The organism is Flavobacterium supellecticarium, assembly GCF_004801375.1.
In the GTDB taxonomy this organism is placed as follows: domain Bacteria; phylum Bacteroidota; class Bacteroidia; order Flavobacteriales; family Flavobacteriaceae; genus Flavobacterium; species Flavobacterium supellecticarium.
The window spans coordinates 166,230-183,466 of the sequence record NZ_SSNZ01000004.1; the positions used below are offsets into that span (position 1 = coordinate 166,230).

Here is a 17,237-nt window from a genome sequence, read left to right on the forward strand (position 1 = left end):
TAGACTATAGTTCTTGATAAAGATTGATTTCACTTTGTTCCAACCATTCCGTTGCTTTTTGCTGAAAATCCAAAAAGTGTGCGGTTTGCGTATGCGCATCAATCGCTTCTTTACTCTCCCAAGTCTCATAAAAAAGAAACTCCAACGGATTATTCGCGGAAATATGCAATCGGTATTCTTTGCATCCAACTTCCTGTAACGATTCTTTTACCAATTCCTGCAATGTCGTCAAAACCATTTCCCGGTATTCCGCTTTCGCCCTAAGTGTGGCCACTATAGTGATCATATATCTTACTATTTAATTTTCTCACAAACATCGGATATTTTTCTTAAAAATTTAGAACATCAACCCTCTTTATTCTTTATTCTACCCAACACCAACCACCAGTCGTTTTCCGGCATCGATCGTTTTGTTCCAATAGTTATGAATTTCGGCTAAGGGTGCTACTTCGGTGGCAATCTGTAATTTTCCGGCCGCTGCGAGTTGAAACGCCTCCGGCAATACTTCTTCTATATATAATTTCATTTCATGTTCGGAAAGACTCCCGATACCCGATCCGAGAATTTCGATCGCCGTACTGCGCAATACATCCGAACGCAATACAATTTCCTCGCCCGAAATGCTACCCACCGTTACGATCTTAACCGGATGCGTATAACCGCCTTTCCCTTTAAATGCCTGTAACAACAACTCCACCGAATGCCCCCAGATATAATCGATCACAATATCAATCGGACTTTGCAGCTGAATTGCTTTTAGTTTTTCGATGATAATCGAATCCTCATCTTGCAACGACACGATTTCGTCGGCACCCAAAGTCAGTAGTTTTTCCAGTGAAACGGCATTTCTACCGGTTACGATTACCTTCGACGCTCCATACTGTTTTGCCAACTGTACCGCTACTTGTCCTGTGACACCCGTTGCGCCATTAATCAACACAACAGCACCCTGACGGATTTTAGCGCGAAACACCAAGGCCATCGCCGATCCGATTACCGCATTCGGCAAAGCCGCCGCCGTAGCCACATCAATATTCGGAGGAAGTACCAGGTATTTGTCTTTGTGGATCAATGCTTTTTCAGCCAGCATTCCGGTAATTCCCTGTGCATAAACCAAGGTTCCATCGACCAGCGTTCCCACGCCGTCAAAACCAACTACAGTGGGTAATTCCGTATAACTGGCATAATGTTTTCCACTGGCACGAAGTTTGTCCAGGTTCTTTACCGATGCAGCTTTGACATCGATTACAATTTCATTCTCGTTTTTGGGTTGTGGATCGGCAAATTCGGCATAAACCGGAACCGTTCCCAATTGGGTTAAGACAGCTGCTTTCATATTTTTTTTTAGGCAAAATTCCAGCAACCAACTGTAGTAAAACGATAACAATTGTTAAGATCGTTATTTTGTCTTAGCGACTTTATTCCGGATACGACTCAGCGAAACGGCCGTAATTCCGAGATACGTTGCAATATAATGCTGTGGCACCCGTTGGAAAATATCCGGGTTCTTTTGTAAAAGATTACGATAGCGTTCTTCGGGTTTATCCCGTAAAAACGACAACAAATGTTTCGAATAATAGATAAACCGCTTTAGAATATAGTGATCAAACCAGGCTTTAAATTCGGCATCCTCTTCCCATAACTGCTCAAAACGTTCTTTTTCGAGCACATAAAGGACGCTTTTTTCAAGGCTTTCCAGATAAAAATCACTCGGCTGATTGGTAAGCACACTTTCCAGCGAAGCCACCAGACTTCCTTCGAAAAAAAACTGATTCGTAATTTCCTTTCCATTACTATTCATCCACAAACGCAGGCAACCTTCCTTTATAAAATAAATACGGCGTGCTTTTTCGCCTTCTTCCAGTAAAGTCACCCGGGCATCGACCGAAATCAATTCGAGTTGGTACTTTTCGGCCAGGTAAAGCATCATCTTTCCCGCTGTTTTATCGTCCTGAATTGCTATCGCCATACTAGTGCAGTTCCTGAAGTTTTAAAATAAAGTAATTTAAGTCCGATACAATTTATACCGGGTCTGAATAATCCTCAAACAGCATAAAACTAAAAAAAATAAACCCTACTTCCTATTAATTATTATTTTTGCGGTGATAAAAACAACAAAACTATTTATGCTTATAATTGGTATTGCCGGAGGAACTGGCAGTGGAAAAACGACAGTAGTCCATCAGATTATGAATGAATTACCCGAAACCGAAGTAGGGATTATTTCACAGGACTCCTACTATAAGGCCACCCACAACCTGAGCTTTGATGAGCGTGCGCTTATCAACTTTGATCATCCCAGAGCAATTGACTTTGAATTATTGGTAAGCCATCTAAAAGACTTAAAAGACGGTAAAACCATCGAACAACCGGTATACTCGTTTGTAACCCATAACAGAACCGACGACACCATCGTGACACATCCGCGTAAAGTAATGATTGTAGAAGGAATTTTAATCCTGACCAATCCGGAATTGCGTGATATGTTTGATGTAAAAATCTTTGTTCATGCCGATTCCGACGAGCGTTTGATCCGTCGTTTAAAACGGGACATCGCCGAACGTGGTCGTGATATGGAAGAAGTATTAAACCGCTACCAGTCGACATTAAAACCGATGCACGAACAATTTATCGAGCCATCGAAAGCCTATGCCGACATTATCATCCCGAACGACAAGTACAATACGGTTGCTATCGACGTGGTGCGTGCGGTGATCAACCAAAGAATATCATAATTTATCATTACCTTTATAAGCCATGAAAAAAGCATTCGAAAAAATAGTTACCCAGTACCCTTTCCTGAAAATATTCGGGAACCGCTATGTATTGGTGAGCCTTTTTTTTGCGATCTGGATGCTGTTTCTGGACAACTACTCTTATCTGGAACACCGCGTTCTGGACAAGGAAATAAACGAACTCGAAGACAATAAAAAATACTATCAGGACGAGATTAAAAAAGACAGCGAAAACATCAAAAAGCTGAAAAATCCGGATCAGATTGAAAAGTATGCCCGTGAAAAATATTATATGAAACGGGACAAAGAAGATATTTATATCATCGAGTTTGAAGAAGATGTGCCCGAAGAGGACACAAAATCACTTTAATTTTGCATTATGAGCAACAAACTGTTTACAGATTTTGAGGCGGTATCGTCCAAACAATGGAAAACACAGATTCAATACGAATTAAAAGGAGCCGATTACAACGAAACCCTGGTTTGGGAAAGCCCCGAAGGGATTAAAGTACGCCCGTTTTATCATATTGACGAAGCTGCGGAGCCTTTAACTATTCCGACCGAGGTATCCGGATTTAAAATCGTACAGAATATTTTTGTGCACGATCTGGAAAAATCGATTGCCCGCGCTAAGGAAACCCTATCCCGCGGTGCCGAAAGTTTGCGTTTTACATTGGAAAATGAAAAAGTCGATATCGAAAAACTATTGACGTCCCTTCCGTTGGAAACCACTCCGGTATATCTGAATTTTCATTTTCTGGATCTTCCGTTTATCGAGAAGATCAATAGTATCGCTAAAAAGCACAATGCTACGATTTACCTGCATGTGGATCCGATCGGGCAACTGGCTCAGGACGGTAATTGGCATACCAACCTCGACACCGATTTTAATACGTTAAACGATATTGCGTTAAAATGCACCAACCTGAATTTTCTGAGTATCAACAGTAGTTTGTATCAGAATGCCGGAGCCAATATCGTACAACAGCTGGCCTATACGCTTTCGCATGTAAACGAATATTTTAACAGAATGGTTACGATCGGTTCGCCGGTAACAATTCAGGTAGCCGTAGGAACCAACTACTTTTTCGAGATTGCCAAACTACGCGCCCTTCGCCTGTTATTTACTACGCTGGCAAAAGAATACGACCACAAACACGAGTGCCATATTATAGCCGTACCGACAAAACGCAATAAAACCCTTTACGATTATAACGTCAACATGCTTCGAACCACCACCGAATGTATGAGTGCCATTTTGGGTGGTGCCAATTCGGTTTCGAACCTGGCCTATGATGCGATTTATCATAAAGACAATGAGTTTGGCGATCGTATTTCGAGAAATCAATTATTGGTTTTAAAACACGAAAGCTATTTTGATCTGGTAAACAACCCGTCAGACGGTGCGTATTATATTGAATCCCTTACGAATCAGTTAGCCGAAAAAGCCCTTACCCTATTTAAGGATATTGAAGCCAACGGTGGTTTTATCACCCAATTAATCGAAGGTACCATTCAACGAAAAATTGGAGAAAGCGCCAAAAAAGAACAGGAATTGTTCGACAATGGTAAAGAAATCCTATTGGGAACCAACAAATACCCGAACAAAGAAGACCGTATGAGCCATGATCTGGAACTGTATCCGTTTGTAAAGGTAAACCCGCGCAAAACGTTAATCACGCCAATCATCGAAAAACGACTGGCCGAAAAACTGGAACAGGAACGATTGGAAACCGAAAAATAATATGTTTACCGGGCGTATCAGCATCATAATAGCAGCTTTGAAATGAGAAAAAATATTCAACATATAACTTTAGACAATTCCAGAACGCAGGCGGAAACCGTTAATGTGGCGACCACTGTCAACGCCGAAGGAATTGAAATCAAACAAACCTATTCCGAAGCCGATCTTCAGGATCTGGAACATTTGCACTTCGGAGCTGGATTTGCACCCAACCTACGTGGCCCATACGCGACCATGTATGTGCGCCGTCCCTGGACGATCCGTCAGTATGCCGGGTTTTCGACCGCCGAAGAAAGTAATGCTTTCTACCGTCGAAACCTTGCCGCAGGACAAAAAGGACTTTCCGTTGCTTTTGACTTGGCCACGCACCGCGGTTACGACAGTGATCACGAACGTGTAGTAGGCGACGTCGGAAAAGCCGGTGTAGCAATTGACAGCGTAGAGGATATGAAAATCCTTTTCGATCAGATTCCGCTAAACGAAATGTCCGTTTCGATGACGATGAACGGAGCTGTATTGCCTATTATGGCCTTTTATATCGTAGCCGCCGAAGAACAGGGTGTCGAAGCAAAGCTATTATCCGGAACGATTCAGAACGACATTTTAAAAGAATTCATGGTGCGGAATACCTATATCTATCCGCCAACGCCATCGATGAAAATCATAGCCGACATCTTTGACTATACCAGTAAAAAGATGCCGAAATTCAACTCGATTTCCATTTCCGGATACCATATGCAGGAAGCCGGAGCTACAGCCGATATCGAGTTGGCCTATACCCTTGCCGACGGTTTGGAATACATCCGTACCGGATTGGCTGCCGGAATGAAAATTGACGAATTCGCACCGCGTTTATCGTTTTTCTGGGCCATTGGAATGAACCATTTTATGGAAATCGCCAAAATGCGGGCCGGACGAATGCTTTGGGCCAAACTCCTAAAACAATTCGATCCGAAGGATGATAAATCCCTTGCCCTGCGAACCCACTGTCAGACTTCCGGATGGAGTTTAACCGAGCAGGATCCGTTTAATAACGTAGCGCGTACGGCTATTGAAGCTGCTGCTGCTGCTTTCGGAGGAACACAATCACTACATACCAATGCATTGGATGAGGCAATTGCTTTACCAACCGATTTCTCGGCACGTATCGCTCGTAACACTCAGATTTTCCTTCAGGAAGAAACCAAAATATGTAAAACAGTCGACCCATGGGCCGGTAGTTATTATGTTGAAAGTCTGACGCATGAAATCGCACAAAAAGCGTGGGCGTTAATCGAAGAAGTAGAAGAATTGGGCGGTATGACAAAAGCCATCGAAGCCGGAATTCCAAAACTGCGTATCGAAGAAGCCGCTGCACGTAAGCAGGCGCGTATCGACAGCGGACAGGACATTATTGTGGGTGTCAACAAATACCGACTTGAAAAAGAGGATCCGTTACATATTTTAGAAGTCGACAATCAAACCGTTCGAAAACAACAGATCGAACGATTGGATCATATTAAAGCAACCCGTAATTCCGAAAAAGTACAGGAATGTTTAGCCAGACTAACCGAATGTGCCAGAACCGGACAGGGGAACTTATTGGAATTAGCCGTAGATGCTGCGCGAAACAGAGCCACTTTAGGCGAAATCAGCGATGCACTCGAATCGGTTTTCGGAAGATATAAAGCACAAATCAAATCCTTTAGTGGTGTGTACAGTAAAGAAATTAAAAACGACGAAAGTTTTGAAAAAGCCAAGCAATTAGCCGACGCTTTTGCAAAATCCGAAGGCCGTCGTCCGCGTATTATGATCGCCAAAATGGGTCAGGACGGACACGATCGTGGTGCCAAAGTAGTAGCCACCGGTTATGCTGATGTTGGTTTTGACGTCGACATTGGACCATTATTTCAAACGCCAGCCGAAGCTGCAAAACAGGCTGTCGAAAACGACGTGCATATTTTAGGGGTATCCTCACTGGCAGCCGGTCATAAAACACTGGTTCCACAGGTGATTGAAGAACTTAAAAAATACGGACGGGAAGATATTATGGTGATCGTGGGTGGTGTTATCCCGGCACAGGATTATCAGTATTTATTCGACAGTGGCGCTGTAGCCGTTTTCGGACCCGGAACAAAAATCAGCGAAGCCGCCATTAAGATCCTTGAGATCCTGATGGATGCCTAAATAGTCAAAGCCAACCTTAGGGTTGGCTTTTTTTGTATATTGTATAGCATTACACCTGACAGGTTTCCAAAACCTGTCAGGTGTCTAATCTTCTACGCCATGAAAACATTACTTCCACTTGAACACAGCAAATATTACCACATTTACAATCGCGGTATCAATAGTTGCACTTTATTTCGGAAACATGAAAATTATGAATCCTTCCTGAAATTATATGCACATTATATTGATCCGATAGCCGAAACTTTTGCCTAGTGTCTCCTTCGGAATCATTTCCATTTTATTGTTCGGATCAAAAACACTACTGAAAATATATTCTTAAACCCTATTTTACCTTCACAGGCATTTTCCAATTTCTTTAATGCCTATACCAAAGCGTATAACAAAAGTCAAAACAGGCTTGGTGCTTTGTTTGAACGTCCTTTTAAAAGAAAGGAAATCAATACAATCGATTACTTTCTAGACAGTGTTGTTTATGTACACAACAATTCAATCCATCATAATTTATGCAAGCATCCGGCGACCTATCTTTGGAGTTCGTACAAAACCATTTTATCTGCTAAAAAAACAAAACTAAAACGAGAAATGGTTCTCGAATTTTTCGGAGGAATTGAAAATTTTAAATATATTCATCAACTGAAATTAACAACACCTGACAGGTTTTAAAAACCTGTCAGGTGTGACAACAACAACAACAACATGTCAAAACTCCCTCATATCGGTACCAGTATTTTTACGGTAATGTCGCAAATGGCCAACGAACACCAAGCCATCAACCTGTCGCAAGGCTTTCCAAATTTCCCTGTTGACGAACGACTAACCGCCATCACCGCTAAACTAGCCTATGAAAATGTACATCAATACACTCCTATGGCCGGTCATAGCGGCTTACTGGACAAAATAACCCGATTGACATTGGCATCCTATAACCGAAACCTCAACCCGGTAACCGATATGGTCGTTACCGCCGGTGCGACCGAAGCCATTTTTGCTACCATTCAGGCATTGGTCAACAAAAACGAAGAAGTGATCATTCTGGATCCCAGCTACGATTGTTACGAAGCACCGATACTCCTTAGTAACGCCCTACCCGTTCGCGTGGCTTTAAACGACGACTATACGCCCAACTGGGAAGCCATAGCAACCCGAATGAACGCTAAAACCAGAATGTTGATCATCAACAATCCACATAACCCAACGGGCAAAATCTGGTCGGAAGCCGACTTTATACAACTGGAAAAACTGCTGGATTTATATCCCGACGTTATTTTACTTTCGGATGAGGTTTATGAATACATCACCTACGAACAACCGCATATTTCGGTTAACACCCGAATCAAGCTCCGCGATAAAAGTGTGATCATTTCTTCATTTGGAAAATCACTACACATCACCGGCTGGAAAATCGGATATGCTATCGCTCCGGAATACCTGATGCGGGAAATCAAAAAAGTACATCAATTCCTTGTTTTTAGCGTCAATAGCTTGTCACAGGTAGCCATCAGCGAATACCTCGACATTGTTGATTTTAACGAAATCGCCACAATGTACCGTCAAAAAAGGGATTATTTCCGGGAGTTAATGGCAAAAACCCCATTTGAATTATTACCCTGCGAAGGCTCCTATTTTCAAGTGGCTTCCTATGCTTCGTTCTCCAAACAAAACGATATCGATTTTAGTAAAGAATTGATCACCCGATATGGTGTGGCTACGATTCCGATTTCAACTTTTTATGCCGACGGAAAAGATCTGAAACTGGTTCGCTTTTGTTTCGCCAAAGACAACAACACGCTGGAACAGGCGACATTGCGATTGCAAAAAGTAGCATTCTAAATCATTTTAACAGATTATTAGGGCTACAATCTTATTAATTCGATAATTTTGAACAAGATTTTATTCCGATGAAAAAGTTTTTGGTAAGCCTTTTAATGCTGCTGTACTTAATTCCTGCTGTAGGAGTTAACCTTTCTGCGCATTTTTGTGGCCAGGAACTTGCTTCGGTCAATCATGCTGTAACCGACGCAGACAAATGTCTTTGCGGTGTACAGCCGATGAAAAAAAGCTGTTGTGAAGACAAACAACTGCAATTTAAAATCGACGATAATCAGCAGAAAACCGAATTATTATCGCCAAAATTCAGTAACCCGTTTCACATTCAATTTACGATTCCCGTTATACTGGAACTTGCCTTTACCTATCAAAGTACCGAAAACCGGAATCATTCTTTCTACAATCCACCGGAACCTTATTATAAGCAGGACATTTACCTGCTGAACAACGTATTGCGAATTTGATTTTTAGAATTTAACCGACAGTACCGGCCATTTGCGCCGGTTGTATGCATTACACCAAATTCATTAATTCAAAAATTTCAATACCATGAAAACGATCCAAAATATATTTCTGGCACTGGTTACTACGTTCTTTTTTACCGGATGCGACGCTCAAATTAAAAATCCGAAAACCGAAACCGTTAAAGTCTACGGTAATTGCGGTATGTGTAAACGTACCATCGAAAAGGCTGCTAACGAAAGAGGCATTGTCAAAGCCAACTGGAACATTGACAGCGATATGCTTACCGTTACCTATGATCAGACCAAAACCAATACCGATGCCATCTTAAAAAAAGTCGCCTATGCCGGATACGACAGTGATCTTTTCCGCGCACCGAACGAAGCCTATAAAAACCTTCCGGAATGTTGCCAGTACGACCGACCGGTAAAAGCAATGGCGGTAGCGAACAACCATTCCGAACATCAAGGGCACAACATGGCCGATATGTCACAAAACAACGACGTTTTGAGTGTGGTTTATACCCATTATTTTGCGGTTAAAGATGCCCTTATAAAATCCGATGGCAAAACAGCCGCTACACAGGCAGCCGGATTAGTTAAAGCCATTACTGCTGTTCCGATGGACAAATTAAAACCCGCACAACATACGATCTGGATGAAAATTCTAAACGAGTTGAAAACAGATGCGGAACATATTGCCGAAACCAACGATGTAAAACACCAGCGGGATCATTTTGCTTCCCTTTCCGAAAACTTGTACACACTAGCAAAATCGGCTACAAATGGCAATACGATTTACTATCAGAAATGCCCGATGTATAACGATGGAAAAGGTGCTTTTTGGTTAAGTCAGGAAAACACTATCAAAAATCCCTATTACGGTTCCGCGATGCTAACGTGCGGCAGTACGGTTGAAACCTTAAAACCGTAATCCGATGAAAGGCCTGTTATCACTTTTTATAGTACTTTTTACGGCAAACAGTTGGTCACAAAATGTCAAAGAATACGATTTGTATGTTTCCGATACGATCGTAAACTATACCGGTAAAAAAGTAAACGGTATTGCGATAAACGGTAGTATTCCGGCGCCAACCCTTCATTTTACCGAAGGCGATACCGCTGTGATCCGCGTACACAACAAAATGCACCACGAAACCTCCATTCACTGGCATGGCTTACTATTACCCAATGAACAGGATGGTGTTCCGTATCTGACCACGGCACCTATTAAAGGGATGAGTACGCATACGTATAAATTTCCGATCAAACAAAGCGGAACCTATTGGTACCATTCGCATACGATGCTACAGGAACAAAACGGAATGTATGGCGCTTTTATCATCCATAAAAAAGAAGAAGTCCCAATGCCCGAATATACCATGTTGCTAAGCGACTGGACCGATGCCAATCCACATGAAATTGAACGTTCCTTACACAAAGCCAACGATTGGTATGCCATTAAAAAAGGAGCGACTCAAAACTATGCTGAAGCCATTGGTAAAGGACATTTTAAGACCAAACTGACCAATGAATGGAAACGCATGCATGCAATGGATGTGAGCGATGTGTATTACGAACGCTTTTTTGTAAATGGAAAAACCGAAGACCAGGCTCCGCAATTTAAACCCGGTGAAAAAGTACGCGTACGTGTGATCAATGGTAGTGCTTCAACCTATTTCTGGATCAATTATGCCGGTGGAAAAATAGACGTGGTCGCCAGTGACGGTATGGACGTACAACCCGTTCCGGTGGATCGCTTTATTGTGGGTGTCTCCGAAACCTACGACATCATTGTGACGATTCCCGAAAAAGGCAACGCTTTTGAATTGGTCGCCACAGCTGAGGATCGTACCGGTCAGGCGTCGTTATGGTTGGGAAGCGGTTTAAAGCAATTACAACAACCTTTACCGAAATTAAAGTATTTCGAAGGTATGAAAATGATGAACGACATGATGACCGTCGGCGGCAATATGAAAGACATGGGCATGAACATGAGTCTACAACAGATGGATATGAATGCCGTGATGTATCCTGAAATAACCGGAAAAGAACAACCTAAAAAGTCCACTGCCATGCCCGAAATGTCAAAACACGACCACGGGCAAGACAGCAACACCAATCCGGATATTGTCACGTTGCATTATGCTATGCTAAAATCACCGGTAAAAACAAATCTACCGGATGGTCCGGTTCGAACCCTGCATTTTGAACTAACCGGAAATATGAATCGTTATGTGTGGACCCTAAACAACAAAACGATATCCGAATCCGATAAAGTGATGATCAAGAAAGGAGAAAACATCCGGATTGTGATCACCAATAATTCGATGATGCGCCATCCGATGCACTTACACGGGCATTTTTTCAGAATCCTAAACGGACAAGGCGATTATGCGCCGCTTAAAAACGTACTCGACATCATGCCGATGGAAACCGATACGATCGAATTTCACGCTTCAGAAGAATATGGTGACTGGTATTTCCATTGTCATATTCTGTATCATATGATGGCCGGAATGGGACGCATCTTTACCTATGAAAATTCACCTCCAAATCCGCAACTACCCGATCCGAAAAAAGCCTTAAAAATGGTTTATAATGACGACCGTCGTTATTATTTTTCTGCGGAAGTAGGCCTGGAAAGCAACGGTAGTGACGGAGAAATGCGACTGGAAAACACCCGTAACTTTTTTGATGTAGAATGGCGTTTGGGACTGGATAAAAAATCCGGTTATGAAACCGAAGCCCATTTTGGACGTTATCTGGACAAAAATCAATATTTATCGGTCTATACCGGATTTGATTTTCGTTATCACAATAGTCTGGAACGAAGTAAAAATCTCTTCGGACAAATGAGTACGCAAGACCAACGCGCCGTGGCTTGTATTGGGATTATCTATCAACTTCCGTGGCTGGTCAATGCCGATATGCGACTGGATCACGAAGGAAAAGCCCGACTACAGTTTACCCGTAAAGACATCCCGGTAACGGAACGTCTCCGTTTATGGGGTTCCTGGAACACCGACTTTGAGTATAGTGTTGGTTCACGGTATATTTTGACTAAATACTGGTCGTTATCGGCCCATTACGACAGCGATATGGGATTGGGCGGTGGCCTCGTTCTAACGTATTAAAAAAAACGGATTGTAAATTACAATCCGCTTTTTTAACCAATTGAGTTTGTCCTATTCCAGAAACATTATTACTATGCACGCATAATATTATTTTTTAGTATATTTACCATTACAAAAAACATAACCTATGAATTTTACTGCAAAAATGCTTCGCGATAACGCACTGGAAGATAAAGTAATTGTCGTTACCGGTGGCGGAAGTGGTCTTGGAAAAGCCATGACCCGATATTTTCTGGAACTGGGCGCTAAAGTAGCCATTACTTCCCGTGATCTGGACAAATTGCAAACTACGGCAACGGAACTGGAACAGGAAACCGGAGGTAAATGTCTGGCTGTAGCCTGTGATGTCCGGCATTATGAGCAGGTAGAAAACATGCTACAGGCTGTTTTAAAAGCATTTGGTAAAGTAGACGTTTTACTCAACAATGCTGCCGGGAACTTTATCTCCCCAACCGAACGCCTTTCGGCCAATGCTTTCGATACGATAATCGATATCGTACTAAAAGGTTCCAAAAACTGCACGCTGGCTTTTGGAAAACATTGGATCGACACCAAACAAACCAATACCAACATTCTAAATATTGTTACCACCTATGCCTGGACCGGATCGGCTTATGTAGTTCCGTCGGCTACAGCTAAAGCCGGTGTATTGGCCATGACACGCAGTCTTGCGGTAGAATGGGCCAAATATGGTATTCGTACCAACGCGATCGCACCAGGACCATTCCCTACCAAAGGTGCCTGGGACCGACTATTACCCGGTGATTTAAAAGACAAATTCGATTTAGCCAAAAAAGTCCCTTTAAAGCGCGTAGGTGACCATCAGGAACTGGCTAATCTGGCCGCTTATCTGGTATCCGATTTTTCAGCCTATGTCAACGGTGAAGTGATCACGATTGACGGTGGCGAATGGTTGCAAGGCGCCGGACAGTTTAACCTGCTGGAAGCCATTCCAAAAGAAATGTGGGACATGCTGGAAGCCATGATCAAACAAAAAGGCAACAAATAAAAATATAGAAAGCCGTTCCATCAGTTGGAACGGCTTTTTCGTTTACAGATACTTTTGGTAGATCGTATAAAGAATACTCAAATCATGTTCGCTTAGTTCAGCGGACTCCTCATTTTCCTGAATATAGTGAATTTTAAACGCTTTGATGGCCGCATCAAGATTGGTTACATCATAACCAATAACCTTAAGCGCAATTTTCGGCTCAAAACCGGCTGGCGGTGTGACCAGTTCTTCTTCTGTGTACCAGTAACCAAATCCTTTCTCGGCAATGCTTTTCCATGGAAAATGATGCGGATCCACTTTTCGCGTAGGCGCCAGATCGGCATGTGCAATAAAATTAGCCTGTGGAATATTGTAGGTACTTTTCAGATAATCCAATAACTGAATTAATGTTGCAATTTGTACCTCCGGCCAGGGATCGGTCGTACCATTGTTATCCAATTCAATCCCAATCGAGGACGAATTTAGGTCAGTATCATTTCCCCATTTTCCCACTCCGGCATGATAGGCTCTAAAATAATCATTCGCCATTTGCACGATACTTCCATCCCGTCCAACAATATAATGCGCGCTTACTTCTCGTTTTAAAGACAAAAATGTCCGGATTGTTTGTGCGACCGAATCCTGAGCAGTATGATGCAGTACCACATAGTTCGGTTTTCGAATTCCAAAATTTATGGTCCCAATCCACATTTTACGATCCGTTGTATCAACCGCTTTCAATCCCTGCTTTTCAGGCGGTACCTGTCTGTAAACACCGGCATAACCGCGAGCTTGTTTTTTATAGGACGGACCATCCCCATAATATTTGCTTCCCGAACAGGAAAATAATACCAACGAAAGCAATATGTTTCCTATTAAAAGTGATACTCTCCTAGACATCCGTTTTTACATTTATGTTCACTAATTTTATCAGGATTTAAAATCCGATCTCACAATTTACAAAAATTCACACAAATAAAACAAATTGTTATAAAATCAACTTAAAACAAAAACAACAATCCAAGACGGATTAAAATTGTAAAACAAAAATCCAAAAAACGTTCTCCGTAAATGTCAGATAAATACCGTCGAACGGAACAACAGCCATACCGGGAACTTTATTACATTGTTAACAAATAAGATTTTCATAAACCATAATAAATTGTATTTTTACGGTTCAAAATTTTTAGAGACAGATGGGTAAAATCATTGCTATAGCCAATCAAAAGGGAGGCGTTGGAAAAACTACAACTTCAGTAAATTTAGCTGCCGCATTAGGCGTATTGGAAAAAAAAGTTTTATTGATTGATGCTGATCCACAGGCAAATGCCAGTTCCGGATTAGGTATTGATGTTGAAAGCGTAGAAATAGGAACCTACCAGATATTAGAGCATAGTAATACCCCGGACGAAGCTACTTTGGATTGTACAGCACCTAACGTATCGTTAATTCCGGCTCATATTGATCTGGTAGCGATCGAAATTGAGTTAGTCGACAAAGAAAACCGTGAGTATATGCTAAAACAGGCATTGGAAAGCACTAAGGAAAAGTACGACTATATCATCATCGATTGCGCACCGTCATTAGGTTTGTTAACGCTTAATGCCTTAACAGCTGCTGATTCGGTAGTCATTCCGATCCAATGCGAATATTTTGCGTTGGAAGGTTTAGGCAAATTACTGAATACGATTAAAAGCGTTCAGAAAATCCACAACCCGCAACTGGATATCGAAGGATTGTTATTAACGATGTACGATTCCCGTTTGCGTCTTTCCAATCAGGTAGTAGAAGAAGTACAAAAACATTTTAACGATATGGTATTCGAAACGGTTATCCAGCGTAATGTTAAGTTAAGTGAAGCACCGAGTTTCGGAGAAAGCATCATTAACTATGACGCGACCAGTAAAGGAGCAACCAACTATATCCATTTAGCAGAAGAAATAATCAAAAAAAACAGTAACTAGTTTTTATGACAAAAGCAATAAAAAAACAAGCATTAGGAAGAGGCTTATCCGCATTATTAAAAGACCCGGAAAACGATATTAAATCCGTGGAAGACAAAAATGCCGATAAGGTTGTTGGGAATATTATTGAGCTTGAAATAGATGCTATTGAAATAAACCCGTTCCAGCCGCGTACCAATTTCAATGAAGAATCGCTACAGGAATTGGCCACTTCTATCCGTGAGCTAGGTGTGATCCAACCGATTACGGTTCGAAAAATGGAATTCAACAAATACCAGCTGATTTCCGGAGAACGTCGTTTGCGCGCTTCCAAATTAGTTGGCTTAACGGCAATACCGGCTTATATCCGTTTGGCAAACGATAACGATTCGCTGGTGATGGCTTTGGTGGAAAACATCCAACGTCATGACTTGGATCCGATCGAGATTGCCTTATCGTACCAACGTCTGATTGACGAAATCCAGTTAACACAGGAACAGATGAGTGACCGCGTGGGTAAAAAACGATCAACGATTGCGAACTACCTGCGTTTGTTAAAACTGGATCCGATTATTCAAACGGGAATCCGCGACGGTTTTATCACGATGGGACACGGACGTGCGATCATCAATGTAGAAGATCTGGACGTTCAAACCGACATTTACCAGAAAATCGTAAGTCAGAACCTATCGGTACGGGAAACGGAAGCTTTGGTAAAAGCCTATCACGAAAGTTTAAAACCGGCTCCGGCTAAAGCACCAAAAGGAAACACTTTTACAGTAGCCGAAGAAAATAAAAAGGCGATTACCGAATTTTTCGGAGCCAAAGTTGATGTAAAGGTAGCCGGAAACGGTAAAGGAAAAATCACCATACCTTTTCATTCCGAAGAAGATTTTAAACGAATTATTAAGCTAATAGAAGGTTAGTGGGTCGCTTTTCCTCCATACTGATTTTGACCTTGCTTTTAATCGGTCCGTTTGTTTTTTCACAAAATAAAAAAGACGACGCGCTGCTAAAAGTAAAAGACACGGTCAAAGCTGTTCGTATTAATCCCCTTGCACCATCGAAAGCCGCCTTTTATTCGGCCGTAGTACCGGGATTGGGTCAGATTTACAATAAAAAATACTGGAAGGTTCCCTTAGTCTATATCGGACTGGGAACCGGTTTGTATTTCTACAACAGCAATAACAACAAATACCACGACTTCCGTAACGAATACAAAAAGCGTCTGAACGGTACGGCCGATCCGAACGATCCGTATTTTGGCGGACTGGATAACAACCGACTGATCGAAGCGCAAAAATTCTATCAGCGAAACCGGGATCTTTCCATTCTGGTAACGGTTGGGATTTATATTCTGAATATTGTGGATGCCAACGTAGACGCACACTTAATGCAATTTAACGTAAACGACAACCTGTCGATCCGTCCCGATATTTATCAGAATAATCTGGACTACAAACAAAATCTTGGACTAACGTTAAATTATCATTTTTAAAGCATACTGATCAATGAAAATAGCACTTTTAGGATATGGCAAAATGGGAAAAGTGATCGAACGCATCGCATTGGAACGCGGACACGAAATTGTGCTCCGAAAAACCAGTAGCGATAACTACGACGGCCTTGAAAACGCCGATGTTGCCATCGATTTTAGCGTACCGTCAAGTGCTGTACGTAACATTTCCACTTGTTTTGATACCAATATACCGGTAGTATCCGGAACCACAGGATGGTTGGAACAGTATGAGGCTGTTGTTCGCGAATGTCGCGAAAAAGACGGGGCCTTTTTGTATGGATCGAACTTCAGTTTAGGGGTAAACCTGTTCTTTGAACTCAACAATTATCTGGCAAAAATGATGGCCAACCTAAAGGAGTATAACGTAACGATGGAAGAAATCCACCATACACAAAAACTGGATGCTCCCAGCGGAACGGCTATTTCATTAGCCAAAGGCATCATCGAAAATTCGGCTTATACGGATTGGACGATGGAAACGGCAAAAGCCAATGAAATCCATATCGAGGCCAAACGTATCGAAAATGTGCCTGGCACGCATACGGTAACCTATAACTCTGAAGTCGATTTTATCGAAATCAAACACGTGGCTCATAGTCGTGAAGGATTTGCCTTAGGCGCAGTCGTTGCTGCCGAGTGGATCGTTGGCAAAAAAGGAATCCACACTATGAAAGACGTATTAAACCTGATGTAATAATATAAAAAAACAAA

At 42.0% G+C, this 17,237-nt stretch carries 18 protein-coding genes; 14 read left to right on the forward strand and 4 right to left on the reverse strand.

Annotated features, from left to right (window positions below; all coding sequences use genetic code 11):
- Positions 1 to 4: 4 nt before the first annotated feature.
- The 3 genes from E6C50_RS11395 to E6C50_RS11405 all read right to left on the reverse strand — a co-directional run bounded on the left by E6C50_RS11395 (position 5) and on the right by E6C50_RS11405 (position 1,969).
- A complete protein-coding gene (locus tag E6C50_RS11395; RefSeq protein ID WP_136403355.1) occupies positions 5 to 286 on the reverse strand; it encodes a putative quinol monooxygenase in 282 nt (93 codons plus the stop codon).
- Between the two features lie 81 nt (positions 287 to 367).
- Positions 368 to 1,336: a quinone oxidoreductase family protein gene (locus E6C50_RS11400; protein ID WP_136403356.1), complete on the reverse strand. Its 969-nt coding sequence runs from the start codon at positions 1,334 to 1,336 to the stop codon at positions 368 to 370.
- Positions 1,337 to 1,399: 63 nt separating this feature from the next.
- Positions 1,400 to 1,969 (reverse strand): Crp/Fnr family transcriptional regulator, encoded by a 570-nt coding sequence (locus tag E6C50_RS11405; RefSeq protein WP_136403357.1) that lies wholly within the window; start codon positions 1,967 to 1,969, stop codon positions 1,400 to 1,402.
- A 157-nt stretch (positions 1,970 to 2,126) separates the two neighbouring features.
- On the opposite strand from E6C50_RS11405, the gene udk reads away from it, so the two are divergent.
- From udk to E6C50_RS11455, 10 genes are all read left to right on the forward strand, one after another.
- Complete coding sequence (gene udk / locus E6C50_RS11410; RefSeq protein ID WP_136403358.1) at positions 2,127 to 2,735, forward strand: uridine kinase; 609 nt, start codon at positions 2,127 to 2,129, stop codon at positions 2,733 to 2,735.
- 22 nt (positions 2,736 to 2,757) lie between these two features.
- Positions 2,758 to 3,105 carry an FtsB family cell division protein gene (locus tag E6C50_RS11415; RefSeq protein ID WP_230979000.1) on the forward strand — a complete coding sequence of 116 codons (348 nt, stop codon included), beginning with the start codon at positions 2,758 to 2,760 and terminating at the stop codon, positions 3,103 to 3,105.
- A 9-nt stretch (positions 3,106 to 3,114) separates the two neighbouring features.
- Positions 3,115 to 4,479 carry a methylmalonyl-CoA mutase subunit beta gene (locus tag E6C50_RS11420; protein WP_136403359.1) on the forward strand — a complete coding sequence of 455 codons (1,365 nt, stop codon included), beginning with the start codon at positions 3,115 to 3,117 and terminating at the stop codon, positions 4,477 to 4,479.
- 42 nt (positions 4,480 to 4,521) lie between these two features.
- Positions 4,522 to 6,645, forward strand: coding sequence for a methylmalonyl-CoA mutase (gene scpA / locus E6C50_RS11425; protein ID WP_136403360.1), 2,124 nt, complete (start codon positions 4,522 to 4,524; stop codon positions 6,643 to 6,645).
- A gap of 99 nt (positions 6,646 to 6,744) precedes the next feature.
- On the forward strand, positions 6,745 to 6,900 hold the full coding sequence (locus E6C50_RS17990; RefSeq protein ID WP_230979001.1) for a hypothetical protein: 156 nt from the start codon (positions 6,745 to 6,747) through the stop codon (positions 6,898 to 6,900).
- 444 nt (positions 6,901 to 7,344) lie between these two features.
- The gene (locus E6C50_RS11435; protein WP_136403361.1) at positions 7,345 to 8,478 is read left to right on the forward strand and encodes a methionine aminotransferase; all 1,134 of its coding nucleotides are present in this window, start codon (positions 7,345 to 7,347) and stop codon (positions 8,476 to 8,478) included.
- 68 nt (positions 8,479 to 8,546) lie between these two features.
- Positions 8,547 to 8,939: an HYC_CC_PP family protein gene (locus E6C50_RS11440; protein ID WP_136403362.1), complete on the forward strand. Its 393-nt coding sequence runs from the start codon at positions 8,547 to 8,549 to the stop codon at positions 8,937 to 8,939.
- An 85-nt stretch (positions 8,940 to 9,024) separates the two neighbouring features.
- The gene (locus E6C50_RS11445; protein ID WP_136403363.1) at positions 9,025 to 9,870 is read left to right on the forward strand and encodes a DUF3347 domain-containing protein; all 846 of its coding nucleotides are present in this window, start codon (positions 9,025 to 9,027) and stop codon (positions 9,868 to 9,870) included.
- A 4-nt stretch (positions 9,871 to 9,874) separates the two neighbouring features.
- Complete coding sequence (locus E6C50_RS11450) at positions 9,875 to 12,073, forward strand: multicopper oxidase domain-containing protein (protein WP_136403364.1); 2,199 nt, start codon at positions 9,875 to 9,877, stop codon at positions 12,071 to 12,073.
- A 127-nt stretch (positions 12,074 to 12,200) separates the two neighbouring features.
- Positions 12,201 to 13,082 (forward strand): SDR family oxidoreductase, encoded by an 882-nt coding sequence (locus tag E6C50_RS11455; protein ID WP_168732793.1) that lies wholly within the window; start codon positions 12,201 to 12,203, stop codon positions 13,080 to 13,082.
- 42 nt (positions 13,083 to 13,124) lie between these two features.
- On the opposite strand, the gene E6C50_RS11460 is transcribed toward E6C50_RS11455, so the two are convergent.
- Positions 13,125 to 13,964: an N-acetylmuramoyl-L-alanine amidase gene (locus tag E6C50_RS11460; protein WP_136403365.1), complete on the reverse strand. Its 840-nt coding sequence runs from the start codon at positions 13,962 to 13,964 to the stop codon at positions 13,125 to 13,127.
- A 296-nt stretch (positions 13,965 to 14,260) separates the two neighbouring features.
- On the opposite strand from E6C50_RS11460, the gene E6C50_RS11465 reads away from it, so the two are divergent.
- Genes E6C50_RS11465 through dapB form a run of 4 tightly spaced genes read left to right on the forward strand, consistent with a single transcriptional unit; the run spans position 14,261 to position 17,220 of the window.
- Positions 14,261 to 15,028, forward strand: a complete 768-nt coding sequence (locus tag E6C50_RS11465) for a ParA family protein (RefSeq protein ID WP_136403366.1) — start codon at positions 14,261 to 14,263, stop codon at positions 15,026 to 15,028.
- Between the two features lie 5 nt (positions 15,029 to 15,033).
- Positions 15,034 to 15,933 (forward strand): ParB/RepB/Spo0J family partition protein, encoded by a 900-nt coding sequence (locus E6C50_RS11470; RefSeq protein WP_136403367.1) that lies wholly within the window; start codon positions 15,034 to 15,036, stop codon positions 15,931 to 15,933.
- Positions 15,933 to 16,505, forward strand: coding sequence for a DUF5683 domain-containing protein (locus E6C50_RS11475; protein WP_230979002.1), 573 nt, complete (start codon positions 15,933 to 15,935; stop codon positions 16,503 to 16,505). The genes E6C50_RS11470 and E6C50_RS11475 overlap by 1 nt, the downstream gene beginning before the upstream one ends.
- 13 nt (positions 16,506 to 16,518) lie before the next feature.
- On the forward strand, positions 16,519 to 17,220 hold the full coding sequence (dapB, locus tag E6C50_RS11480) for a 4-hydroxy-tetrahydrodipicolinate reductase (protein ID WP_136403368.1): 702 nt from the start codon (positions 16,519 to 16,521) through the stop codon (positions 17,218 to 17,220).
- Positions 17,221 to 17,237: the final 17 nt, after the last annotated feature.

Coding starts and splice junctions, on each gene's coding strand:
- E6C50_RS11395 (WP_136403355.1), bottom strand. CDS start 286: ATGATCACTATAGTGGCCACACTTAGGGCGAAAGCGGAATACCGGGAA.
- E6C50_RS11400 (WP_136403356.1), bottom strand. CDS start 1,336: ATGAAAGCAGCTGTCTTAACCCAATTGGGAACGGTTCCGGTTTATGCC.
- E6C50_RS11405 (WP_136403357.1), bottom strand. CDS start 1,969: ATGGCGATAGCAATTCAGGACGATAAAACAGCGGGAAAGATGATGCTT.
- udk (WP_136403358.1), top strand. CDS start 2,127: ATGCTTATAATTGGTATTGCCGGAGGAACTGGCAGTGGAAAAACGACA.
- E6C50_RS11415 (WP_230979000.1), top strand. CDS start 2,758: ATGAAAAAAGCATTCGAAAAAATAGTTACCCAGTACCCTTTCCTGAAA.
- E6C50_RS11420 (WP_136403359.1), top strand. CDS start 3,115: ATGAGCAACAAACTGTTTACAGATTTTGAGGCGGTATCGTCCAAACAA.
- scpA (WP_136403360.1), top strand. CDS start 4,522: ATGAGAAAAAATATTCAACATATAACTTTAGACAATTCCAGAACGCAG.
- E6C50_RS17990 (WP_230979001.1), top strand. CDS start 6,745: ATGAAAACATTACTTCCACTTGAACACAGCAAATATTACCACATTTAC.
- E6C50_RS11435 (WP_136403361.1), top strand. CDS start 7,345: ATGTCAAAACTCCCTCATATCGGTACCAGTATTTTTACGGTAATGTCG.
- E6C50_RS11440 (WP_136403362.1), top strand. CDS start 8,547: ATGAAAAAGTTTTTGGTAAGCCTTTTAATGCTGCTGTACTTAATTCCT.
- E6C50_RS11445 (WP_136403363.1), top strand. CDS start 9,025: ATGAAAACGATCCAAAATATATTTCTGGCACTGGTTACTACGTTCTTT.
- E6C50_RS11450 (WP_136403364.1), top strand. CDS start 9,875: ATGAAAGGCCTGTTATCACTTTTTATAGTACTTTTTACGGCAAACAGT.
- E6C50_RS11455 (WP_168732793.1), top strand. CDS start 12,201: ATGAATTTTACTGCAAAAATGCTTCGCGATAACGCACTGGAAGATAAA.
- E6C50_RS11460 (WP_136403365.1), bottom strand. CDS start 13,964: ATGTCTAGGAGAGTATCACTTTTAATAGGAAACATATTGCTTTCGTTG.
- E6C50_RS11465 (WP_136403366.1), top strand. CDS start 14,261: ATGGGTAAAATCATTGCTATAGCCAATCAAAAGGGAGGCGTTGGAAAA.
- E6C50_RS11470 (WP_136403367.1), top strand. CDS start 15,034: ATGACAAAAGCAATAAAAAAACAAGCATTAGGAAGAGGCTTATCCGCA.
- dapB (WP_136403368.1), top strand. CDS start 16,519: ATGAAAATAGCACTTTTAGGATATGGCAAAATGGGAAAAGTGATCGAA.